The organism is Pseudomonas fluorescens Q2-87 (genome assembly GCF_000281895.1).
In the GTDB taxonomy this organism is placed as follows: Bacteria; Pseudomonadota; Gammaproteobacteria; order Pseudomonadales; family Pseudomonadaceae; genus Aquipseudomonas; species Aquipseudomonas fluorescens_S.
Genome location: NZ_CM001558.1, coordinates 4,078,057 through 4,100,104, shown reverse-complemented (window position 1 = coordinate 4,100,104; position 22,048 = coordinate 4,078,057). Strand labels below are relative to the sequence as shown.

At 60.5% G+C, this 22,048-nt stretch carries 17 protein-coding genes, 1 other RNA gene and 1 pseudogene; 10 read left to right on the top strand and 9 right to left on the bottom strand.

Annotated features, from left to right (window positions below):
* Positions 1 to 61: 61 nt before the first annotated feature.
* The 5 genes and pseudogenes from zipA (at position 62) to ffs (ending at position 6,239) form a co-directional block, all read left to right on the top strand.
* Positions 62 to 907, top strand: coding sequence for a cell division protein ZipA (zipA, locus tag PFLQ2_RS09750; RefSeq protein ID WP_003183521.1), 846 nt, complete (start codon positions 62 to 64; stop codon positions 905 to 907).
* Positions 908 to 1,039: 132 nt separating this feature from the next.
* Positions 1,040 to 3,397, top strand: coding sequence for an NAD-dependent DNA ligase LigA (gene ligA / locus PFLQ2_RS09755; protein WP_003183519.1), 2,358 nt, complete (start codon positions 1,040 to 1,042; stop codon positions 3,395 to 3,397).
* A gap of 123 nt (positions 3,398 to 3,520) precedes the next feature.
* Positions 3,521 to 4,681 (top strand): zinc-binding metallopeptidase family protein, encoded by a 1,161-nt coding sequence (locus PFLQ2_RS09760; RefSeq protein WP_003183517.1) that lies wholly within the window; start codon positions 3,521 to 3,523, stop codon positions 4,679 to 4,681.
* 766 nt (positions 4,682 to 5,447) lie between these two features.
* A pseudogene (locus tag PFLQ2_RS31045) lies at positions 5,448 to 5,843 on the top strand (IS110 family transposase); the annotation flags it as partial.
* Between the two features lie 299 nt (positions 5,844 to 6,142).
* Positions 6,143 to 6,239, top strand: an RNA gene (ffs, locus tag PFLQ2_RS28390) — signal recognition particle sRNA small type.
* 160 nt (positions 6,240 to 6,399) lie between these two features.
* On the opposite strand, the gene PFLQ2_RS30005 is transcribed toward ffs, so the two are convergent.
* A complete protein-coding gene (locus tag PFLQ2_RS30005) occupies positions 6,400 to 7,248 on the bottom strand; it encodes a hypothetical protein (RefSeq protein ID WP_152632792.1) in 849 nt (282 codons plus the stop codon).
* Positions 7,249 to 7,781: 533 nt separating this feature from the next.
* On the bottom strand, positions 7,782 to 8,096 hold the full coding sequence (locus PFLQ2_RS09765; protein WP_003183516.1) for a helix-turn-helix domain-containing protein: 315 nt from the start codon (positions 8,094 to 8,096) through the stop codon (positions 7,782 to 7,784).
* Positions 8,097 to 8,428: 332 nt separating this feature from the next.
* Here PFLQ2_RS09765 and PFLQ2_RS09770 point away from each other — a divergent pair, with 332 nt between their 5' ends.
* Positions 8,429 to 10,171, top strand: coding sequence for a putative bifunctional diguanylate cyclase/phosphodiesterase (locus PFLQ2_RS09770; RefSeq protein ID WP_003183515.1), 1,743 nt, complete (start codon positions 8,429 to 8,431; stop codon positions 10,169 to 10,171).
* On the opposite strand, the gene PFLQ2_RS09775 is transcribed toward PFLQ2_RS09770, so the two are convergent.
* A complete protein-coding gene (locus PFLQ2_RS09775) occupies positions 10,123 to 10,890 on the bottom strand; it encodes a substrate-binding periplasmic protein (RefSeq protein ID WP_003183514.1) in 768 nt (255 codons plus the stop codon). The genes PFLQ2_RS09770 and PFLQ2_RS09775 overlap by 49 nt on opposite strands.
* 143 nt (positions 10,891 to 11,033) lie before the next feature.
* On the opposite strand from PFLQ2_RS09775, the gene dnaX reads away from it, so the two are divergent.
* The 4 genes from dnaX (at position 11,034) to recR (ending at position 15,423) form a co-directional block, all read left to right on the top strand.
* A complete protein-coding gene (gene dnaX, locus PFLQ2_RS09780; RefSeq protein ID WP_003183513.1) occupies positions 11,034 to 13,115 on the top strand; it encodes a DNA polymerase III subunit gamma/tau in 2,082 nt (693 codons plus the stop codon).
* A gap of 64 nt (positions 13,116 to 13,179) precedes the next feature.
* Positions 13,180 to 13,518 (top strand): YbaB/EbfC family nucleoid-associated protein, encoded by a 339-nt coding sequence (locus PFLQ2_RS09785; RefSeq protein ID WP_003183512.1) that lies wholly within the window; start codon positions 13,180 to 13,182, stop codon positions 13,516 to 13,518.
* A 201-nt stretch (positions 13,519 to 13,719) separates the two neighbouring features.
* The gene (locus PFLQ2_RS09790; RefSeq protein ID WP_003183511.1) at positions 13,720 to 14,754 is read left to right on the top strand and encodes an NADP-dependent oxidoreductase; all 1,035 of its coding nucleotides are present in this window, start codon (positions 13,720 to 13,722) and stop codon (positions 14,752 to 14,754) included.
* Between the two features lie 66 nt (positions 14,755 to 14,820).
* On the top strand, positions 14,821 to 15,423 hold the full coding sequence (gene recR, locus PFLQ2_RS09795) for a recombination mediator RecR (protein WP_003183510.1): 603 nt from the start codon (positions 14,821 to 14,823) through the stop codon (positions 15,421 to 15,423).
* 124 nt (positions 15,424 to 15,547) lie between these two features.
* Here the strand turns inward: recR and PFLQ2_RS09800 are convergent, their stop codons facing one another.
* The 6 genes from PFLQ2_RS09800 to PFLQ2_RS09825 form a co-directional block, all read right to left on the bottom strand.
* Positions 15,548 to 16,096 (bottom strand): adenine phosphoribosyltransferase, encoded by a 549-nt coding sequence (locus tag PFLQ2_RS09800; RefSeq protein ID WP_003183509.1) that lies wholly within the window; start codon positions 16,094 to 16,096, stop codon positions 15,548 to 15,550.
* 76 nt (positions 16,097 to 16,172) lie between these two features.
* Positions 16,173 to 16,907 carry a fumarate/nitrate reduction transcriptional regulator Fnr gene (gene fnr, locus PFLQ2_RS09805; RefSeq protein ID WP_003183508.1) on the bottom strand — a complete coding sequence of 245 codons (735 nt, stop codon included), beginning with the start codon at positions 16,905 to 16,907 and terminating at the stop codon, positions 16,173 to 16,175.
* A 94-nt stretch (positions 16,908 to 17,001) separates the two neighbouring features.
* Complete coding sequence (hemN, locus tag PFLQ2_RS09810; protein WP_003183507.1) at positions 17,002 to 18,384, bottom strand: oxygen-independent coproporphyrinogen III oxidase; 1,383 nt, start codon at positions 18,382 to 18,384, stop codon at positions 17,002 to 17,004.
* 154 nt (positions 18,385 to 18,538) lie between these two features.
* Positions 18,539 to 19,222, bottom strand: coding sequence for a sulfite exporter TauE/SafE family protein (locus PFLQ2_RS09815; RefSeq protein ID WP_003183506.1), 684 nt, complete (start codon positions 19,220 to 19,222; stop codon positions 18,539 to 18,541).
* Positions 19,215 to 19,433 (bottom strand): cbb3-type cytochrome oxidase assembly protein CcoS, encoded by a 219-nt coding sequence (ccoS, locus tag PFLQ2_RS09820; RefSeq protein ID WP_003183505.1) that lies wholly within the window; start codon positions 19,431 to 19,433, stop codon positions 19,215 to 19,217. The genes PFLQ2_RS09815 and ccoS overlap by 8 nt, the downstream gene beginning before the upstream one ends.
* Before the next feature lie 24 nt (positions 19,434 to 19,457).
* Positions 19,458 to 21,908, bottom strand: coding sequence for a heavy metal translocating P-type ATPase (locus tag PFLQ2_RS09825; protein ID WP_003183493.1), 2,451 nt, complete (start codon positions 21,906 to 21,908; stop codon positions 19,458 to 19,460).
* Positions 21,909 to 22,048 lie beyond the last annotated feature (140 nt).

Below are 22,048 nucleotides of genomic sequence, written 5' to 3'. Positions count from 1 at the left end.
AGCGGTTTGCAATTAGCTAAGCCCCTTATTTTTCAGCATTTTTATAGAGGCACGGGATTACATGGAAATCGGTCTGCGCGAGTGGCTGATCGTCATCGGCATCATTGTCATTGCCGGTATTCTTTTCGACGGCTGGCGGCGCATGCGCGGCGGCAAGGGGAAGCTGAAGTTTCGCCTTGATCGCAGTCTGTCGAACCTGCCGGATGACGATGGCAACGCCGAACTGCTGGGCCCACCTCGGGTGCTGGACACCCACAAGGAACCACAGCTGGACGAGCACGACCTGCCGTCGATGAGCGCGCCGGCACGCGAGCCACGGGAATCGGGTTCCAAGCGCGGCAAGCGCAACAGCGAACCGTCCCAGGGTGACCTCAATCTCAACCTGGACCTGGACGGCGGCCCAAGCTTTAGCAGCCGTGACAATGATTTCCCGGACGAGAGCAAAGTTCCAAGCGCCGACAAGGACCAGGCCCAGGCCGAAGAAGTCCTGGTGATCAGTGTGATCTGTCGCGACCCGGCCGGCTTCAAGGGCCCGGCATTGCTGCAGAACATCCTGGAAAGCGGCCTGCGTTTCGGCGAAATGGACATTTTCCACCGTCACGAAAGCATGGCCGGCAATGGCGAGGTGCTGTTTTCCATGGCCAATGCCGTGAAGCCTGGTGTGTTCGACCTGGACGACATCGATCATTTCAGCACGCCGGCGGTGAGCTTCTTCCTCGGCCTGCCAGGCCCGCGTCATCCCAAGCAGGCTTTTGATGTGATGGTGGCCGCGGCGCGCAAGCTGTCCCAGGAGCTCAACGGCGAACTGAAGGACGACCAGCGCAGCGTGCTGACTGCCCAGACTATCGAGCATTACCGCCAGCGCATCGTCGAATTCGAGCGCCGGGCGCTGACCCAGAAGCGCTGATCGATGCACGGCTCTCGCGGTCAGAGAGCTTTATGTGGCGAGGGAGCTTGCTCCCGCCGGGGTGCAAAGCACCCCATGAATCAAGAAAATCGAGCAGCCTAGGCTGCTCTTTTGCTTTATGAGAGAACACCCATGAACGCCGTCGAAACCCGTATCCAACAGCTACGCACCGAGTTGGATGAGCACAACTACCGCTACCACGTCCTCGACGAGCCAAGCATTCCGGACGCCGAGTACGACCGCCTGTTCCATGAACTCAAGGCGTTGGAAGAGCAGCACCCGGATCTGGTGACCAGTGATTCGCCGACTCAGCGGGTCGGCAGCGTGGCCTTGTCGGCGTTCAGCCAGGTGCGTCACGAAATCCCGATGCTCAGCCTGGGCAACGCCTTCGACGAAACGACCATGCGCGAATTCGACCGCCGGGTAACCGAAGGCCTCGACCTGCCCATGGGGGATCTATTGGGCGGCGGTGCGGCGGTGGAATACAGTTGCGAACCCAAGCTCGATGGCTTGGCGGTCAGCCTGTTGTATCAGGACGGCATGCTGGTGCGCGGAGCCACCCGTGGTGACGGCACTACCGGCGAAGACATCAGCGTCAACGTGCGCACCGTGCGCAACATTCCCCTCAAGTTGCAGGGCAACGGCTGGCCGCCGCTGTTGGAAGTGCGCGGCGAGGTGTACATGTCCAAGGCCGGCTTCGAGCGCCTCAACGCCACGCAGCTGGAGGCGGGGGGCAAGACCTTCGCCAACCCGCGCAACGCCGCGGCGGGCAGCCTGCGCCAGCTGGACTCGCGCATCACCGCCAACCGTCCCCTGGAATTCTGCTGCTATGGCATCGGCCAGGTCACCTCGGATATTGCCGACACGCATATTGGCAATCTCAAGCAGCTCAAGGCTTGGGGCATGCCCATCAGCCGTGAACTGAAGCTGGCCCACGGCATTGACGAGTGCCTGGACTACTATCGTGACATCGGCGAGCGGCGCAACGCGTTGCCTTATGAAATCGACGGTGTGGTGTTCAAGGTCAACAGCATCGCCTCCCAGCGCGAACTCGGTTTTCGCGCCCGGGAGCCGCGCTGGGCCATTGCCCACAAATTCCCGGCCACCGAGGAGCTCACCGAGTTGCTGGACGTCGAGTTCCAGGTCGGACGCACTGGTGCGGTGACGCCGGTCGCGCGCCTCAAGCCGGTGAAAGTCGCCGGTGTGACGGTGGCCAACGCGACGTTGCACAACATGGACGAGGTGGCGCGGCTTGGCTTGATGATCGGCGATACCGTGATTATCCGGCGTGCCGGTGATGTGATCCCGCAAGTGGTGCAAGTCATCACCGAGCGCCGCCCGGACGATGCCCGCCCGGTGGAGGTTCCCAAGCAATGTCCGGTCTGCGGCTCCCACGTCGAGCGCACGCAGTTGATCAAGCGCAGCAAGGGCCGCGAAACCATCAGCGAAGGCGCGGTGTACCGCTGCGTCGGCCGCTTGGCCTGCGGGGCCCAGCTCAAGCAGGCGATCATTCATTTCGTGTCGCGCCGGGCGATGGACATCGAGGGCCTGGGCGAGAAAAGCGTCGAGCAATTGGTGGATGAAGGCCTGGTGGGCTCGCCCGCCGATTTGTATGCCCTGACTTTCGAACAGGTGGTCGACCTGGAAGGGTTCGCCGAGTTGTCGAGCAAGAATCTGCTGGCAGCCATCGACGACAGCAAAAAGCCGAGCCTGGCGCGCTTCATCTATGCCCTCGGGATTCCTGACGTGGGCGAGGAGACCGCCAAGGTGCTTGCCCGTTCCCTCGGCTCGCTGGAGCGCGTGCAGGCGGCCTTGCCCCAGGTGCTCACATACTTGCCGGACGTTGGCCTGGAAGTGGCCCACGAGATCCACAGCTTCTTCGAAGATTCGCATAACCGCCTGGTGATCAAGGATCTGTTGCGCCATGGCATGGATATCCAGGACCAAGGCGAGTTGGGTGCCGAGTTTTCTGCCAGCACCACGCTGGGTGGCTTTCTCGACAAGCTGCATATCCCGTCGGTCGGGCCGGGTGGGGCGCAGAAACTGGCGGACAAGTTCGGCTCCCTCGAAGCGGTGATGAATGCCGATTGGCTGGACATGCGCCAGGCATTGCCGGAAAAGCAGGCCAACGCCGTGCGCGAGTTCTTCGCCATCGACGCCAATCGCCAGCAGGCCGAGGCGGCGGAACAACAGCTGCGCGACTTTGGCATGCACTGGCAGAGCGAGAAAAAAGTGGTCGAAGGCTTGCCTGAGGCGGGGCATACCTGGGTGTTGACCGGCTCGCTGGAACTGATGAGCCGCGACATCGCCAAGGACAAGCTGGAAAGCCTGGGGGCCAAGGTGGCCGGCTCGGTGTCGGCGAAAACCCACTGCGTGGTGGCTGGGCCAGGCGCGGGCTCGAAGTTGGCCAAGGCGAATGAGTTGGGGGTGAAGGTGCTGGATGAGGAAGCGTTTGTCGGTTTCCTGGGTCAGCACGGGATCACGGTTTAGTCGTGTGGCGAGGGAGTTTGCTCCCGCTCGGCGGCGCAGCCGTCGTAAAAACCGTCTGACGCGACGCGGAACGATCAGGACGTGGCGATGATCTAGTCTTGCAGGCTCCAGGGAGAGACCGCCATGTACCGCTTCTTCGAACAACTGAGCTCACGCATCGCCGCACCTTTCATGGGCGACCGCTCACGCAACAGCAAGATATGGCCGTGTCGCTGCGGCCAGTCGCTGTTTTTCCGCAATAGCCAATGCCTGGCCTGCCTGGCGGCGCTGGGCTATCAGCCTGAGCAGAGTCGCCTGTCGTCCTTGCAACCCGGCGAACGATCCGACACGTGGACCCTGGACGCCGACCCGCAAGCCGGGCTGTTTCGCCGCTGCGCCAATCTCGACACGGCGGCGTCATGCAACTGGCTGCTGCCGGACAACGGGCGCGACACCTTGTGTATCGCCTGTAGCCTGAATCGGACCATTCCAGACCTGTCGATCCCGGAGAACCCTGAGCGTTGGCGCAAGGTGGAAACCGCCAAGCGCCGGATGGTGGCGCAACTGATCACTCTCGGTTTGCCGGTCATTCCGAAAACCGTCGATGAAAACACCGGCCTGGCCTTCGATTTCATTGGCGTTGACCCTGACGGCACGCCGCCGACGACCGGCCATGCCAGCGGCCTGATCACCCTCGATATCAAGGAGGCGGATGATGCTCATCGCGAGCACGTGCGCCAGCAGATGCGCGAGCCATATCGCACCTTGCTTGGGCATTTTCGTCATGAAGTGGGGCACTACTACTGGGATCGATTGATCGCCAACGGTCACTGGCTCGAACCCTTTCGCCAGCTGTTCGGCGACGAGCGCGCCAGCTATGCCGACGCCTTGGAGCGCCACTACCAGCAAGGCGCGCCGCTGGACTGGCAAACCCGTTACGTCAGCGCCTACGCCACTATGCATCCCTGGGAAGATTGGGCGGAAACCTGGGCGCATTACCTGCACATGATGGACGCAGTGGACACCGCGCTGGGATTCGGCATGAGCGCCCGCGAAATGGACTTCGACTACCAGCCGTTCCCACCCGAAACCCTATACGATTCCGGGCACGCTGGCGGTGCGGCCTTCCTCTCGTTCGTTAACGCCTGGATCGAATTGGCCGGCATGCTCAACGAACTGTCTCGCAGCATGGGTCAACCGGATTTCTACCCATTCGTCGTACCGGCCGCGGTGATTACCAAGCTGCACTTCATCCATCTGGTGATCCAGGAGGAGGGTGGTCGGGCGGATGGGGTGCTGTTGTAGTTTGCTCAAGCAGGAAGTTTTGCTCGCCAGATAAAGAGTCGACGCTCGATAAGAGGCTGGACGAAGTTAAAGTGATGCCATTTGTTTTGACGGTGGTTTTATATTCTAGCTTTCCTTTACTCTAAGGCCGCCATGGATGATGGCTATATTTATTATGGAGAATTTTATGAAACACGATCAGATGGATAAGGCGACGACCATTCCCAATGTGCCCCGGAGGCTTTCCCAGGCAGGACAAAGCACTTACACAATTATATTGGCCTGGCAAATATCGGATAACGTCCGCCCCGACCAGATTGCCGCTCATACGTTCAGAGTGACCGCCGTGTCTACTGGGCAGGGGCAGTTTGTCCCCGCCACCACAGTCCGGCCGGACCATCGTGGTTGGTACCGCCATGAAATAGGCGTCAGTGGTGGCTCCAGGCCGGTGTACTTCAATGTTCAAGTTCGGGCCCAGGCGCTTAATGGCGAGTATGGACCATTCTGCCCAGTAGTAGTTTGTAATACTTCGTCGTGATTAATTGCTGTTCAAGCATAACGACCTCTGAGTGTTCAATCCTGTCGCCGAAAGATTAATTTTCGCCGCTCTTGCTGCTAGGATCTAACGTCGACAATGATTCGGGGTTAGTTAAAAGTGTAGGGTGTAGGCGTTCATGTTGCGTGTGCCGGCGCTTTCGTGAGCAAGCCCGCTTGTAAGGTAGGACTTGAAGGGAGGAGAAGGGACAAAGTCTGCTTCTGACTGTTAGCGCAGTACAGGCCGTGGGAGATTTCACTCCTCCTCCGTTCATCCAAGGGAGATCGGCTTGAGACGATTCCCAACAACAAATCGGCGGTCAAGAAATGGCTCAAGGCCTTGTTCGCGCCAGTGGGAGTGGCCATCGAAGCCAGCAACATCTATCACCAGAAGTTCACCGATCTGGTTCATGCGGGGCGGCTGTGTGATCCATATGGTCGGTGGTTATGAGCTCAGCCATTACCGCAAGGGCGTGAACGTACGGGCCAAAACTGATGCGCTGGATGCTCGACTGCTGGCCCGCTACTTGAAAACGAAGGGCATGACCTGCACTCCTGAACCGCGCCGGCTTATAAGTCTTCTTCGGCGCGGGGCGCCTTGGTTCAGGCTCGTGTCAGCCTCAAGCAAAGCTGTGCAAACGAGCCGTTGCGAATATCTGCCGAAAGGCATTTAAGGGCTATGCATGCACCATAGAGTCTCCCACAGTTGTTTTTGGATGGCCTCGGGATTTGCATCACTACAGATCCCCTGTGGGAGCCTGCTCGCGATAACGCTGAGCCAGCTTGCATTCATGTCGAATGTGCCAACGTCATCGCTAGCAAGCGATGCGCTCACAGCAAGTACTTGAACATCTTCAGTTTTTTTATCCGCCGCGAACGCTTGTAACTTCTCGTCAGATAGGTACAATGGCCCGGCTCGCCGTCAGGCGGGCGTCGTTATGGTGACCCCATCGGTCCCCCCGCAACGATTACCCGTGAACCTGGTCAGATCCGGAAGGAAGCAGCCACAGCGGGAACATTGTGTGCCGGGGTGTGGCTGGTGGGGTTGCCTCCATAACACCCAGGCCTTCGTTCGTAAGGTCTATGAGATGCCTTTCGGTCAGTCTGAAGCGGGATGATCCTTTTCGCTTTGAAATTTTCTGGGATAGCGCAGGTTATTGCTGGTGAAAACGCCCGTGCTTGGGTGAGGTGTTTCACTCCCGAAGTTATAGTGCAAATACAATCATCGATTCTCTTAGTTCACAAACTCTAACTGTTTTCGACAGTACCGATATTTTAACGGTTCCGTCGGTGGTGTTATGGTTGAATTCTATTTTAGCTACACTCTCCGAAAATCCATCATCTATATTCAAGATTGATATTCCGTCAGGGTAAAGCGTGTCCTCGTTATCGGTAAGGGCATATCTTCCTCCCGTAGATGCATAGCCCCGGAGGATGCGGCTCTCTACTTTTACTAATTTCTCATTAATCACTTGATGGATGGAGCTAGCTTGGTTTTCGCCTGCGGAGAAATACAAGCTGGTATTTGTTGTAAATGAAAAATATGTCGTGTTCGGAATGATGACGGATTCTTTTGCATTGCTGAAAATGGAACCTTGTTCCTCGCCAACTGCTATAAGGTGTTGGATGTCATTTTCTTCATGAAACTGGTTTTTGTTGTTATGAGATGACTGGCTTTGCCCGCCAACGATAAGATCCACGGATACGAGGATGCCCCACTCAAAGCCTGTCGCGACCGACCCCTGTGAGTTCATTGATGTATAAGTAACGTGGTCTCCAAATTTTTTTATTTCGAATATGGCCCCTGTTTCTGGGTCACTCATTTTCAGAGTGATTGAGTCAGGGATGTAGGCGACTATTAAGCCATAATGGTTAGGGCGTATATCTGTTGTTGTAGGGAAAAGAAACGGCTCGACTTGCCAGGTTTCAACCAGTCTCCATTCTGGATTTGTAAGGCCAGTCCGGGTATACAAGCTCTTTGACAATAAAAGCGCCTTAGAAGATCTGATGGTCATGGGCGTTTTATTTGATGCGGTCACTGATTTGGTTTTCATTTGATTGTCCAGTAAACATGGCCTGAGTTGGTGCGGCGCTGCAAGAAGTTAGCGGTTTCTTGCCCTGTGAGTATTTTTTTTGCCATATTTGCTGTCTACTGTCAGAACTGACAGTCCGGACGAGCGGTGGTTTTAAGTTCTTCGCGATTTGCAGGGAGAGTCGCTTTATATAAAAGGAACTCACTGTTCGTTAGCCACGGGCGTGCGCTTATTGTGCTTGAGCCGGTTATTGATTCCTCTCAATTGGCCGGTGTGCATCGTCTACCAAGCTCTGCTCATGACCCCATCCCGGCGGTCGGCGGGCACTCGTATCCCGCGCAACGCTGCCGTAAGGCAAGCTTTGGAATTTTCCCGAAGACAGAACCTGCCCTGGCGGTTTCCATGCCATCGATGACATGTTGCATCAACATGTTCGCCAGCAGTTTGACTAGTACGTGTTCCAGGCTGAGCGCGTTGTCACGCCGCAGGTACCCGCCGTCGAACAGAAGCAGCAGGGTCGGAAGGTATACTGGCTTCTCTTTTTCATGACTACATCAAGGCTTGGACAAGGCCTGGTCAACCGCTGCGATCAGCTTCCCCAGATCCTTGGGGGTGGCTCTGTGAATGACACCGAACAGGTACGCTCGCTGTTCATCCTCGTCGTCCATGTCGGCAAAAAAGACTTTAAGCTGCACATCCAGCACGTTGGCAAGCAGATACAACGCCTCGACGCTGGGGGTGTAGGTGCCGGTTTCGAAACGGCTGATGGTTTTGGGGTCAAAACCGGTTTTTTCGCCAAGTTCAGCCTGAGTAAGCCCCGCTACTTTGCGGTAGCGTCTGATGGCCGGACCCAAACTTGAAATTCGCATCGCTCAATTCCCATTTAGAATCAAGAACTTAACGATAGATTTTCGCATTAGGCAACCACGTATTCCATCACCTTGCTTTGCAAAGTGTGATGTGTTTCGTAGAATCGGCCTTTAGCACGGGCATTCGGTGACCTGTTACAGGTGCCAGGATGTGTGAGGAGACCAGGTCTTGCGTTTTTGCCGCGACCATGGGCATGGCCTCGAACCCTCGGGAAACGCCATCAAGGCCCGCGCTCCAGTTTCTCAAAGTGTTTGAGCCTAGTTGATCTTCGCCTTTTTGAAGGCGGCAACCGCGCGCGACAAATGAGCCTGACTCATGGATGACTGCTTCGATGGATAAGAAGTACCGCAGAGCCGTTGACGCCGCCGCGATTTTTTCCGAAACCGATTCGAGCGGGCGCATCACCCACGTCAATGACCAGTTCTGTAACCTTTTCGGCTACCGGCGCGATGAATTGCTGGGGGCAAACCATCGCCTGCTCAATTCCGGACAGCACCCGGGCGAGTTTTTCAGTGCCATGTGGCGAACCATTGCAATGGGGCAGGTATGGAAGGGGGAAATCTGCAACCGCGCCAGGGACGGTTCGTTGCATTGGGTCGACACGACCCTGATTCCGGTGATCGACGATGTGACCGGGCAAGTCGAGCGCTACCTGGCGATTCGCTTCGATGTCAGCGAGAAACGCCGGCTGCTGGACTCCTTGCAATGGCGCGTCGGCCACGACGTGCTGACTGGCTTGCCCAATCGCACCTATCTTTCCGATCTGTTGGACCAGGCGCTGGAGTTTTCGCGCGTAGAGAATCTTCCCCTGGCGGTGTGCATGCTCGACCTGGACGGTTTCAAAGCCGTCAATGACAGCTACGGCCATGCCAGCGGCGACCGGCTGCTGGTGGAAGTTGCCAGGCGCTTGCGCAGCATTGTGCGCGGCGAGGATGTGGTCGCGAGACTGGCGGGGGACGAGTTCGTACTGGTGCTGCGCCACGTCCATGGGATGGATGAATTGCACGCCGCGTTGAACCGGGTATTGATCGCCGTTTCGATGCCGTATGCCATCGACGGCAAGGGGATCAAGGTCTTCGCCAGCATCGGCGTCACGTTGTTCCCTTGGGATAACGACGATGCCGAGACCTTGTTGCGCCATGCCGATCAGGCGATGTATGTGGCCAAGCAGAGTGGCCGCAACCGTTTCCATTTGTTCGATGTGTCCCGGGACAAGGAGGTGCGGGCCACCTACCAGACCGTCGAACGGGTCCGGCAGGCACTGACCGGTAATGAACTGCGCTTGCATTTCCAGCCCAAGGTCAATATGCGCAGTGGCGTGGTGGTTGGCCTCGAGGCGCTGCTGCGTTGGAAACATCCGCAGCGCGGGCTGGTGCCGCCACGGGAATTTCTGCCGCTGGTCGAGGAAACCGACCTGATCGTCGAGATCGGCGAGTGGGTCATGGAACAGGTTCTGACCCAACTGCAGTCTTGGCAGAAAGCGGGGCAGGGCTGGCCCGTGAGCATTAATATTTCAGTCCGGCATTTCCAGCGCGCCGATTTCGTCGAGCGATTGCGACAGGTGCTAGAGCGGCATCCGGCGGTGTCGCCGCGCATGCTGGACCTGCAAATCGTCGAATCCGTCGCCGTGGAAAACCTTCAACATGTCAGCGCTTGTCTCCAGGCGTGCCAGGCCCTGGGGGTGGGCTTTTCCCTCGGGGGCTTCGGCACCGGCTATTGTTCGCTGAACGACCTCAAGCACTTGCGCACGCAGACCATCAAGATCGACAAGACTTTTGTGCGCGACATTCTCAATGACCAGGACGACCTGGCGTTGACCGAGGCCGTGATCGGCCTGGCCCGGGCGTTTGGCCGTCAGGTCGTGGCCGAGGGACTGGACAGCCTTGAGCATGGGCAACTGTTGCTGCGCCTGGGCTGCGAGGTGGCGCAAGGCTACTTCATCGCCCGGCCCATGCCGCCCGAGCAGGTGCCAGGCTGGGTAAAAGGCTTTATTGCCCCAGCGCAGTGGCAGCGGCGATCAGGGATTCAAGGTGAACCAGATTGGGCGCCTGTCGATTCGCTGCGGCCGGTGTAGAGCTGGATGATCGCATCGATTTCCCCTGAGGTTTTCATCTTCAGCAAGGTGCGCAAAATGCGTTGCGTCGGGATTGCCGGGTTGTCACGCAGGTAGCAACTCAATTGCCGTTCCTGCAGGACCGCCACGATTTGCAATTGCCGGTCAGCGGTGTGCCGTTGATTGAACCAGTCCAGGGCCCATTGATTGGTCACGCCATAGCGGTAGCGGCCGGCCAGCAGTTTCTCCAATACCTGGTCCTGGCTGCGCGCGTCATCACGGCGCAGATTGCGGCTGTCGAACAGCGGCTGCAAGGTCGGGTAGGTGTAGCCGAGCACGGTGCCGATGGCCTGTTGCGCCAGACCCGCCGGTACCACCGGGCCGGGGGTGCCTGGCATGCCGACCAGGAGGTCACGCTGGAAGAACAGCGGGACACTCCAGAGGTAGTCACCGCTTTTGTCGTCGACCCAATCGGGACTGACATAGCAGCGCAGGTCGACTTCGCCGTGTTTCATGGCGCCATCCAGACGGGCGCGGGACAGCACGTGAAATTGCGCCGACATGCCGACCTGGGTTGCCAGGCTGGTCATGATGTCGGGAATGATGCCCTGGGTCGGACGGCCTCGTTCGATCTGCACCATGGGCATGGCCCAGCCGTCGGTGATAGCGAAACGCAACGGTAGTTGTTCAGCGAAGCAACCGGTACTCACCAACAGCAAAGCCCCCATGGCTGAGCGCATACACTCTCCTGACTGTGCAAAACCAAGTCGACAACCGTGCCCCAGATCCAAGCTTAGTCAGATTAGACGAGTACACCGGATGCAATTTCGCCCCTGCTCCGCTAGCATTAGCCGCTTATGTTCCTTCGTTGCGACGGTTTTCGATGAGTTATCAGGTTCTTGCACGTAAATGGCGTCCGCGCTCGTTCCGCGAAATGGTCGGCCAGACCCATGTGCTCAAGGCTCTGATCAATGCCTTGGACAGCCAGCGGCTGCACCACGCCTACCTGTTCACCGGCACCAGGGGTGTGGGCAAGACCACCATCGCGCGGATCATCGCCAAGTGCCTGAACTGTGAAACCGGCATTACCTCGACGCCTTGCGGCGAGTGTTCGGTCTGTCGGGAAATCGACGAAGGCCGTTTCGTCGACCTGATCGAGATCGACGCCGCCAGCCGCACCAAGGTCGAAGACACCCGCGAACTGCTCGACAACGTGCAGTACGCGCCAAGCCGTGGGCGCTTCAAGGTCTACCTGATCGACGAAGTGCACATGCTTTCCAGCCATTCCTTCAATGCGCTGCTCAAGACCCTCGAAGAACCGCCGCCCTACGTCAAGTTCATCCTGGCGACCACCGATCCGCAGAAACTTCCCGCAACGATTCTGTCGCGATGCCTGCAGTTCTCCTTGAAGAACATGACCCCGGAACGGGTCGTCGAGCATCTGACCCACGTGCTGGGCGTCGAAAACGTGCCTTTCGAAGACGACGCGCTGTGGCTGCTGGGCCGCGCCGCCGACGGTTCGATGCGCGATGCCATGAGCCTGACCGACCAGGCCATCGCCTTTGGTGAGGGCAAGGTCATGGCCGCCGATGTGCGGGCGATGCTCGGCACCCTCGATCACGGCCAGGTCTACGACGTGCTGCATGCACTGATCGAAGGCGATGCGAAGGCGTTGCTCGAGGCGGTGCGTCATTTGGCCGAGCAGGGGCCGGACTGGAATGGCGTGCTCTCGGAAATTCTCAACGTGTTGCACCGTGTCGCCATCGCCCAGGCTTTGCCTGAAGGCGTCGACAACGGCCATGGCGACCGCGATCGCGTATTGGCGCTGGCCCAGGCATTGCCCGCCGAAGACGTGCAGTTCTATTACCAGATGGGCCTGATCGGTCGTCGCGACCTGCCCCTGGCGCCGGATCCACGCGGTGGCTTCGAAATGGTACTGCTGCGAATGCTGGCCTTCCGGCCTGCCGACACGGCGGACGCCCCGAGGCAGCCGCTAAAGCCAGTGGGGATCAGCCAGGCCACAGCTGATTCCGCCAAGCCAGTGGCTGCCGCGCCCAACGTTGCGCCGGCAGTGGCTTCGCCTCCGACAGCGCAGGCGCCTATGGTGCAGCCGGCGCCGGCGCCGGCGCCTGCTGTTGCGGTGCCTGAACCGGAACCGGAAATGATCGCCGAGCCCACGCCCGCGCCTGTGGCCGAAGCCGTTATAGACCTGCCCTGGAACGACCCGGTCGAGCCTGAAATCGTCCAGCAGCCTGCGGTGGAACCGGTGCTTGAGACCGTCGCCGAGCAGCCCGAGTTGCCGCCGATGCCCCTGCCGACGCCCGACAGCGTGGTGCCCGATGCGCCGGAATGGGTCGCCGCCCCGGTGCCTGAGCCGACGGTAGCGGATGTGGATGTCGCCACGTCGGGCATCGACCCGGACGATGAGCCGCCGCTGGATGAGGATTACATCGAACCGGACATGGATTCGGCCTACAGTTATCTGGATGAGCTGGCCAGCGAGCACGCCGCCGAGCCGGCCCCGGAGCCCGAGCCGGAACCTGCGGCAATGCCGGCCACCGGTCTGGCCCTGCAATGGCTGGAGCTGTTCCCGAAACTGCCGATTACCGGCATGACCGGCAGCATCGCCGCCAACTGTACGCTGATTTCCGTGGAGGGCGACCACTGGCTGCTGCACCTGGATCCGGCCCACAGCGCCCTGTTCAACGCGACCCAGCAACGGCGCCTCAACGACGCGCTGAACCAGTACCACCAGCGCACCCTGACGCTGAGCATCGAGCTGATCAAGCCGGAGCAGGAGACCCCGGCCCAGGCCGCGTCCCGTCGTCGTGCCGACCGTCAGCGCGAAGCCGAGGAGTCGATCCACAGCGATCCGTTCATCCAGCAGATGATGCAACAGTTCGGCGCCGTGGTCCGTCACGATACTATCGAACCTGTCGAGGCCCCGGTCATCCAGGGCTCATAACTGAAAGCGCCGGGCCGAACGGGCCGGGCGCGTTGTTTATCCAAGTACTTTCGAGGTGATTCCCATGATGAAGGGTGGCATGGCCGGCCTGATGAAGCAGGCGCAGCAGATGCAGGAAAAAATGGCCAAGATGCAGGAAGAGCTGGCCAACGCCGAAGTCACCGGCAAGTCCGGCGGCGACATGGTGACCGTGGTCATGACCGGTCGCCACGACATCAAGCGCGTCAGCATCGACCCAAGCGTGGTCGAAGGGCTGAGCGAAGACGATAAGGAAATGCTCGAAGCCCTGTTCGCTGCCGCCGTCAACGATGCGGTGCGCAAGATCGAAGCCAACAGCCAGGACAAGATGTCCGGCATGACCGCTGGCATGCAACTGCCGCCGGGCATGAAGCTGCCGTTCTGATTCGCCATCCCGGTCGGGATGGGCTACACACAATGCCAGGCATCGCGCCTGGCATTTTTGTTTCTGCTCCAGAACTGCGTTGGCGGTGAGATCGCCATCGCGAGCAAGCGCCGCCGTCCAACTGAACAAACATCGAACGCCGCCCCTTCGGCAATGGTCTGCTCCCTTATACGTGCCACTCAGATCAAGGAGACGCTTCCCATGTCACAAGCATTGACCTCCAACCAGCGCATCGTCCTGGCCTCCCGCCCCCAGGGAGCACCGACCCCGGACAATTTCCGCCTGGAACACGTGACACTGCCGGACTTGGCACAAGGGCAGATCCTGCTCAAGACCCTGTTCCTGTCCTTGGACCCGTATATGCGCGGGCGGATGAGCGATGCGCCGTCCTACGCCGCGCCGGTGCAAATCGACGAGGTGATGACAGGTGGCGCCGTCAGCCGGGTGGAGCGATCGATGCACCCGAAATTCCAGGAGGGCGATCTGGTGGTGGGTGCCACAGGTTGGCAGAGCCACAGCATCAGTGACGGCCGTAACGTCATTCCCATCCCATCCGGCTTGCCCAGCCCGTCGATGGCCCTGGGTGTGCTGGGCATGCCTGGCATGACCGCCTACATGGGCCTGATGGACATCGGTCAACCCAAGGCTGGGGAAACCTTGGTGGTGGCGGCGGCTTCGGGTGCCGTGGGCTCGGTGGTCGGCCAAGTGGCGAAGATCAAAGGCTTGCGGGTCATCGGCGTGGCCGGCGGCAGCGAAAAATGCCAATACGTGGTGGACGAGTTGGGGTTCGACGCCTGCGTCGATCACAAGAGTGAAAACTTTGCCGAGGAGTTGGCCCGGGCCTGTGGCAAAGGCATCGATATTTACTACGAAAACGTCGGTGGCAAGGTCTTCGACGCGGTGGTACCGCTGCTTAACGCCAAGGCGCGCATCCCGCTCTGTGGCTTGATCGCTTCCTACAACGAGCATCAGGCCCCCAGCGGCCCGGATCGTTTGCCGCAACTGCAGCGGACATTGCTGACCAAACGCGTGCGTATCCAGGGATTTATCGTGTTTGACGACTACGGTGATCGCCAGCCGGAGTTCATCAGCGCCATGGCGCCGTGGGTGCGCGATGGCAAGGTCAAGTTCCGCGAGGACGTGGTCGATGGACTTGAGAACGCGCCCCAGGCCTTTATCGGCCTGCTGGAAGGGCGCAACTTCGGCAAGTTGGTGGTACGGGTCGCGCAGGATTGAGTATTTGACGCTAATCGGAGGCGCGGGTATAAACCGCGTCTTGTTGTCATGTCGGACATTTCCTCAATGAGCTTCAGCCCTTTGATTCGCCAACTGATCGATGCCCTGCGAACGCTGCCGGGTGTGGGTCAGAAAACTGCCCAGCGCATGGCGTTGCAGCTGCTCGAGCGTGACCGCAGCGGCGGCTCGCGCCTGGCCCAGGCCCTGAGCCAGGCCATGGAAGGTGTAGGCCATTGCCGCTTGTGCCGGACCCTCACCGAAGACGACCTCTGCCCGCAATGCGCCGATCCGCGGCGCGATGACAGCCTGCTCTGCGTCGTGGAAGGACCGATGGATGTGTATGCGGTGGAGCAGACCGGTTTTCGGGGTCGCTATTTCGTGCTCAAGGGCCATTTGTCGCCCCTCGACGGTCTGGGGCCGGAAGCCATTGGCATTCCCCAGTTGATCGCGCGGATCGAAGAGGCGGGCACGTTCACCGAAGTCATCCTCGCCACCAACCCGACGGTCGAGGGCGAAGCCACCGCCCATTACATCGCTCAATTGCTGAGCAACAAAGGTTTGGTCGCCTCGCGCATCGCCCATGGCGTGCCGTTGGGGGGGGAGCTGGAACTGGTGGACGGCGGGACGCTGGCGCATTCGTTTGCCGGGCGCAAACCGATCGCGTTGTAACGGCCATACAAAACCTGTGGGAGCGGGCTTGCTCGCGAATGCGGTGTATCAGTCAGCACTTATGTTGACTGACACCCCGCATTCGCGAGCAAGCCCGCTCCCACATTAGGTTTTGTCGTGAACTTTATTTTTCGCTAAGCGAAAACTGTGTCAGGCAGAACGTCGGGATGCCCATGTCTTCCAGACGCTGGGAGCCGAGCAGTTCCGGCAGGTCGATGATCGCTGCGGCTTCGTGGACTTTGGCGCCCATGCGGCGGATCAGGTTGGCGGCGGCGATCAGCGTGCCGCCGGTGGCGATGAGGTCATCGAACATCACCACCGAATCGCCTTCGCACAAGCTATCGGCGTGCACTTCCAGGAAAGCCTCGCCGTATTCGGTCTGGTAGCCCTCGGCCAATACATCAGCCGGCAGTTTGCCTTGCTTGCGAAACAACACCAATGGCTTGTTCAACTGATAGGCCAGGATCGAGCCGATCAGGAAGCCCCGTGCGTCCATCGCACCGATGTGGGTGAACTCGGCCTCGACGTAGCGGTGGGCAAAGCTATCCATCACCAACCGCAGGGCAGTGGGGGACTGGAACAGCGGGGTGATGTCGCGAAAGATCACGCCTGGTTTGGGAAAGTCGATTACGGGGCGGATCAGGGATTTGATGTCGAAGGAATCGAAGACCATCGTCGAGGTGTCCTGGCAGGGCTGCAAACGCGGCAGTATAGCGCGGCCCGAGGAATCCCTCAGCCGCGCTCGTCCATCAGCCGTCGAGCGAGCCCCCGGCCAGGGCGCAGAGCTGGATCGGGTCGAGAATATGAATTTCCTTGCCCTCGGCGGCGATCAGCTCGTTCTGTTGGAAACGGGTGAACACCCGGGACACGGTTTCCACCGCCAGGCCCAGATAGTTGCCGATTTCGTTGCGGGACATGCTCAGGCGGAACTGGTTGGCCGAAAACCCGCGGGCGCGGAAGCGTGCCGAGAGGTTGACCAGGAATGTGGCGATGCGCTCGTCGGCGGTTTTTTTCGAGAGCAGCAACATCATTTGCTGATCGTCACGGATTTCCCGGCTCATGACGCGCATCAACTGGCGACGCAGTTGCGGCAGTTGCAGGGCCAGTTCGTCCAGGCGATCAAAAGGAATCTCGCACACCGAAGTGGTTTCCAGCGCTTGGGCCGAGACCGGATGGCTTTCGGTATCCATGCCCGACAGGCCCACCAGCTCGCTGGGCAGATGGAAGCCGGTGAGCTGCTCTTCGCCGCCGTCACTGAGGTTGAAGGTTTTCAAGGCGCCCGAGCGCACCGCATAAACGGAATCGAAAGTGTCGCCCTGGCGAAACAGGAATTCGCCTTTCTTCAAGGGCCGGCCCCGTTTAACGATATCGTCCAGCGCATCCATGTCCTCCAGATTCAAAGAAAGTGGCAGGCAGAGGGGCGCCAGGCTGCAATCCTTGCAATGGGCCTGGTTGTGGGCGCGCTGTTTGACGGGCTCGGACATTTCTTAAATCCTTGTGGGAAAACACACATAAGACGTAAGGGTACCCCAGCGCAGGCACGGCAGCCAGTGTGGTTTTCTCGTCAAATTGTCGCGCTCAAATCACGCGGGAGAAACGCTGCCGATTTTGCTGGTCAAGATAGGCATCAAAGACCATGCACACCGAACGCACCAGCAGCCGGCCAGCAGGCAATACCCTGATGTATGCGCCATCGAGGTGTATCAGGCCATCGTGGGCCATCGCCTGTAACTGCGGCCACAGCGGCGCGAAATAGCCGCGAAAATCAATATTGAAGCGTTGCTCGATCTCGGCGAAGTCCAGGTAGAAATGGCAGATCAATTGCTGGATCACCGCGCGGCGCAACCGGTCGTCGGCATTGCATATCAGCCCGCGGCTGGTCGCCAGTTGACCGTCGGCGAGGGTGTTCTGGTATTGGTTCAGGTCGCTGCTGTTCTGGCAGTACAGGTCACCGATCTGGCTGATGGCCGACACACCCAGGCCTATCAGGTCGCAGTGACCGTGGGTGGTATAGCCCTGGAAGTTACGTTGCAGGGTGGCTTCTTCCTGGGCAATTGCCAGTTCATCATCGGGCAGGGCGAAGTGATCCATGCCGACGTAGCGATAACCGGCAGCGGTGAGTTGTTCGATGGTGCCTTGCAGCATCGCCAGTTTCTGCTCCGGGTTCGGCAAATCCTGGCTGTTGATTCGCCGCTGGGGCATGAAGCGTTCCGGCAGGTGGGCGTAGTTGAACACCGACAGCCGGTCGGGTTGCAGGTTGATGACTTCCTCCACGGTGTGGGCGAAATTCTCCGGCGTTTGTTTGGGCAGCCCGTAGATCAGGTCGATGTTGATCGAACGGAACTGCAAGGTCCTGGCGGCTTCGATCACCGCGCGGGTTTCATCCAGGCTTTGCAAACGATTGACGGCACGCTGCACGGCCGGGTCGAGGTCTTGCAGGCCGATACTGACCCGGTTGAAGCCCAGCTCCCGCAGCAGCCCCATGGTCGACCAATCGGCCTCCCGTGGATCGATCTCGATGCCGTAGTCTCCAGAATCGTCGTCCAGCAGGTTCAAGTGCTTGCGCAGCGTGGCCATCAACTGGCGCAGCTCATCATGGCTGAGGAACGTCGGGGTCCCGCCGCCCAAATGCAGCTGTTCCACGCGCTGGGCTGGGTCGAGGTGACAGCCGATCAACTGGATTTCCTGCTCCAGGCGCTGCAGGTAGGCGTGGGCACGGCCTCGATCCTTGGTGATGACTTTGTTGCAGGCGCAGTAGTAGCAAATGTTTGCGCAGAACGGCACATGGACGTACAGCGAAAGCGGTCGCTGGGCCTTGCGACTATCGCGCAGGGCATGGAGCAGGTCGAACGTACCCACCTGGCCGGCGAACTGCGCCGCGGTCGGGTATGAAGTGTAGCGCGGTCCCGTCAGGTCGTAGCGGCGGATCAGGTCAGAGTCCCAACGAATGGTGTCGAGCATGCGGGCGTTCCCCGGATAGGCTGGCATGGGCGCGAGTCTAGGGGGGCGGGCGTGGTGGTGTGTTGATTTGCATCAACGGGCACTGAGTGTGAGCAGGGTCTCGACGCTAGTGCTCCTGTGGGAGCGAGCTCGCTCGCGATTGGGTGCTACTCGATCAATGCCCCATGAGCCAATGCTGATGTGGCCCCGGCAGCGTCCAGATCCCGAACACAATCACCAACAACCCACCGGCCATGCGCACGCTGCGTTTGCGTAGCAGGGCGGTGATGCGTTCGGCGGCCAGGCCGGTGGCGAGCAGCACCGGCCAGGTGCCGAGGCCAAAGGCGAGCATCAACAGTGCGCTGTCCAACGCGTTACCCTGGCTGGCGGACCACAACAGGGTGCTGTAGACCAACCCGCACGGCAGCCAACCCCATAACGCGCCGAGCAGCAAGGCCCGGGGCAGGCTGGACACTGGCAGCAGGCGGTTGGCGACGGGCTGGATGTGCCGCCACAAGCCACGCCCCAAGCTCTCGATGCGGGTCAGGCCGCTCCACCAACCCGCCAGGTATAAGCCCATGGCAATCAGCAGCAAACCGGCCAGTACCCGCATGATCATCGCCGCCGGGCTGCTCGCCACGGCCCAGCCGGCCAGGCCAATCAATAACCCAGCGGTGGCGTAGCTCAAGATTCGCCCCAGGTTGTAGGCCAGCAGCAGCCGAAAGCGCCGGCTGCGCTGCTCCTTGGGAATCGCCAGGGTCAGGGCGCCCATCAGGCCACCGCACATGCCCAGGCAATGGCCGCCGCCCAGCAGGCCAAGGATCACCGCAGAGACCAGCAATGGCGCTAATTCAAGCATGGGGCGGAGCCTTGTCGTCCGGCTTGCGGGCCTCGCCACTGGCTTCGTCTACTGCTGCCTTGTGGTTCGGGTCCTGATCGTCGAACAGGATGCTGTGGGCCGGACCGTCAAGATCGTCGTACTGTCCGCTGTCCACGGCCCAGAAAAAAATGTACACGGCGATGGCCACGATCAGCAGTGCGGCCGGGATCATCACGTAAAGAGCTGGCATGTCGAAACTCCATGCCCGCGCGGCTCAGGCCGGCAGCGGACGGGTATCGGGCGTGGCGTAGATAACCTGCGCCTTCGGCTGACGGGTCAGCCTCAGGGCATTCAACACCACGGTCAATGAACTGATGGACATGCCGACTGCGGCCCACACCGGAGTGATCCAGCCGAGGGCGGCGAACGGCAACATGAGGCCATTGTACAGCCCCGCCCAGACGAGGTTCTCGATGATCACTCGACGAGTACGCCGGGCCAGGCTGAAGGCATGGATCAATGCGTCGAGGCGGTTGGACAACAACACCGCATCGGCACTGGTCTTGGCCAGGTCGGTGGCCGAGCCCATCGCGACGCTGATGTCCGCGGCCGCCAGCACCGGCACGTCGTTCACGCCGTCGCCGAGCATTAACACCTTGCGGCCTTGCTGGTGCAACTGCTGCAACACGGCCAGTTTGTCGTCTGGACGCAGACCGCCCCGGGCTTCGTCGATGCCCAGATCGGCGGCGACACTGGCCACCATCGGCGAGCTGTCACCCGACAGCAGCAACGTCCGCCAGCCCCGCGCCTTGCAAGCGGCCAGCAAGGCAGGCGCATCGGCGCGCAAGCGATCGTCGAGGACGAACCAGGCCAGCGGCCCGATCTCATCGCCCAGCAGCAGCCACTGACCGGGTTCGTCCGGCATCTGCAGTACGGGGGCGCCACTCAGGTTGCAGACAAAACCGGGGTGACCGATACGCAGCCGTTGTTCGCCTACCAGGCCTTCCAGTCCCAGCCCCGGCGTACTCTGCACCTGCTCCGCCGCCAACGGCGCACGACCGAAGGCGCGAGCGATGGGATGTTCCGAGCGGTTCTCCAGGGCTGCGGCGAGTCCGAGGCACTGATCGCTGTCCAGGGCCGTCAGCGGTCGAATGGCTCGCAACGCCAGGCGACCTTCGGTGAGGGTGCCGGTCTTGTCGAAAATGACGGTGTCGATCTGGTTCAGGCCCTCCAACACATGACCGCGGGTCAGCAGCAGGCCAAGTTTGTGCAGGGTGCCGGTGGCGGCGGTGAGGGCGGTTGGCGTGGCCAGCGATAGGGCGCAAGGGCAGGTGGCGACCAGCATCGCCAACACAATCCAGAAGGCGCGAGAGGCATCCAGCTGCCACCACAGCAGGCCGATGGCGGCGGCGGCAATCAAGGAGAGCAACAGGAACCATTGGGCGGCACGATCGGCGACTTCGGCCAGCCGCGGTTTCTCGGCCTGGGCCCGGTCCAGCAGCCGCACGATGGCTGACAAGCGCGTGTCCTGCCCAAGGGCGAGCACCTCCACCGTCAAGGCACCTTCGACGTTCAGCGTGCCCGCCGTGACCGCATCGCCGATCTGGCGAGGCTGTGGCAGGTATTCGCCGGTCAGCAGTGATTCGTCGATGCTGGATTGGCCGTCGAGGATTCTGCCGTCGGCCGGCAGGACCGCGCCCGGATGTACCAACACCCGGTCGCCGGTGCGCAGCTCGCTGAGCAGGATGCGTTCACTCTGGCCGTTATCTTCCAGGCGCAGGCACGAGGCCGGCAACAGGTTGACCAATTGCGCGGTAGCCGCAGCGGTGCGCTCCCGGGCCCGGCGTTCCAGATAGCGGCCGGCCAGCAGGAACAGGGCGAACATGCCCACCGCATCGAAATACAACTCGCCCACCCCGGTGATCGAGGTCCAGATCCCGGCGACATAAGCGCTGCCGATGGCCAGGGACACCGAAACGTCCATGGTCAGGTGACGGGTGCGCAAGTCACGCATCGCACCCTTGAAGAATGGCGCGCAGCTATAGAACACGATGGGCGTGGTCAGGAACAGCGCGACCCAGCGCAGGATGGTGTGCATCTCCGGGCTCAGGTCGATGTTGAACTCGGGCCAGGTGGCCATGGTCGCCATCATGGCCTGGAACCACAGCAGCCCGGCCACGCCCAACTGGCGCAGAGCCAGGCGATTCTGCGCGGCGAGCTGTTCGCAGGCCAGGTCGGCCTGGTACGGGTGGGCGACGTAGCCGATCTGGCGCAGTTCGGCGAGCAGCGTGCTCAGCGGCAATTGCGCATCGGCCCAACGTACATGCAAGCGATGATTGGACAGGTTCAACCGCGCCTCGGCCACGGCTGGCAGGCTGCGCAATTGTTTTTCGATCAACCAGCCACAGGCGGCGCAGCTGATGCCTTCCATCAACAGGGTAGTTTCGGCCAGCTCGCCTTCATGGCGCACGAACGACTGCTGTACATCAGGACGATCGTACAGCGCCAGTTCATCGGTCAGTTGGACGGGCAGGGTTTCGGGGTTGGCCGAGGCTTCGCTGCGATGCAGGTAATAACTTTCCAGGCCCCCGGCGACAATGGCTTCGGCCACGGCCTGGCAGCCCGGGCAGCACAGCTCGCGGGTTTCACCGAGGACAACGGCGGTGAAGCGACTGCCGGGAGGAACGGGCAGGGCGCAGTGGTAGCAGGGCTGTGGAGTGGTCATGGTTGTCGCATGAAAGCCTTTGTGGCGAGGGAGCTTGCTCCCGCTCGGCGGCGAAGCCGTCGTAAATTGAGCGCTCAGTATGCCTGAGGAGAACCAGTAGTCCGAACAGCGGGGGCCCGCTTGGCGGCCCAGCGGGAGCA

Bases quoted from the DNA above. Each gene is read 5' to 3' on its own strand.
- PFLQ2_RS09765 (WP_003183516.1), bottom strand. From the start codon at position 8,096: ATGCGAATTTCAAGTTTGGGTCCGGCCATCAGACGCTACCGCAAAGTA.
- PFLQ2_RS09770 (WP_003183515.1), top strand. From the start codon at position 8,429: ATGGATAAGAAGTACCGCAGAGCCGTTGACGCCGCCGCGATTTTTTCC.
- dnaX (WP_003183513.1), top strand. From the start codon at position 11,034: ATGAGTTATCAGGTTCTTGCACGTAAATGGCGTCCGCGCTCGTTCCGC.
- PFLQ2_RS09785 (WP_003183512.1), top strand. From the start codon at position 13,180: ATGATGAAGGGTGGCATGGCCGGCCTGATGAAGCAGGCGCAGCAGATG.
- zipA (WP_003183521.1), top strand. From the start codon at position 62: ATGGAAATCGGTCTGCGCGAGTGGCTGATCGTCATCGGCATCATTGTC.
- PFLQ2_RS09800 (WP_003183509.1), bottom strand. From the start codon at position 16,096: ATGGTCTTCGATTCCTTCGACATCAAATCCCTGATCCGCCCCGTAATC.
- fnr (WP_003183508.1), bottom strand. From the start codon at position 16,907: ATGTCCGAGCCCGTCAAACAGCGCGCCCACAACCAGGCCCATTGCAAG.
- PFLQ2_RS09760 (WP_003183517.1), top strand. From the start codon at position 3,521: ATGTACCGCTTCTTCGAACAACTGAGCTCACGCATCGCCGCACCTTTC.
- PFLQ2_RS09775 (WP_003183514.1), bottom strand. From the start codon at position 10,890: ATGCGCTCAGCCATGGGGGCTTTGCTGTTGGTGAGTACCGGTTGCTTC.
- ccoS (WP_003183505.1), bottom strand. From the start codon at position 19,433: ATGCCAGCTCTTTACGTGATGATCCCGGCCGCACTGCTGATCGTGGCC.
- ligA (WP_003183519.1), top strand. From the start codon at position 1,040: ATGAACGCCGTCGAAACCCGTATCCAACAGCTACGCACCGAGTTGGAT.
- PFLQ2_RS09815 (WP_003183506.1), bottom strand. From the start codon at position 19,222: ATGCTTGAATTAGCGCCATTGCTGGTCTCTGCGGTGATCCTTGGCCTG.
- hemN (WP_003183507.1), bottom strand. From the start codon at position 18,384: ATGCTCGACACCATTCGTTGGGACTCTGACCTGATCCGCCGCTACGAC.
- PFLQ2_RS09825 (WP_003183493.1), bottom strand. From the start codon at position 21,908: ATGACCACTCCACAGCCCTGCTACCACTGCGCCCTGCCCGTTCCTCCC.
- recR (WP_003183510.1), top strand. From the start codon at position 14,821: ATGAGCTTCAGCCCTTTGATTCGCCAACTGATCGATGCCCTGCGAACG.
- PFLQ2_RS30005 (WP_152632792.1), bottom strand. From the start codon at position 7,248: ATGAAAACCAAATCAGTGACCGCATCAAATAAAACGCCCATGACCATC.
- PFLQ2_RS09790 (WP_003183511.1), top strand. From the start codon at position 13,720: ATGTCACAAGCATTGACCTCCAACCAGCGCATCGTCCTGGCCTCCCGC.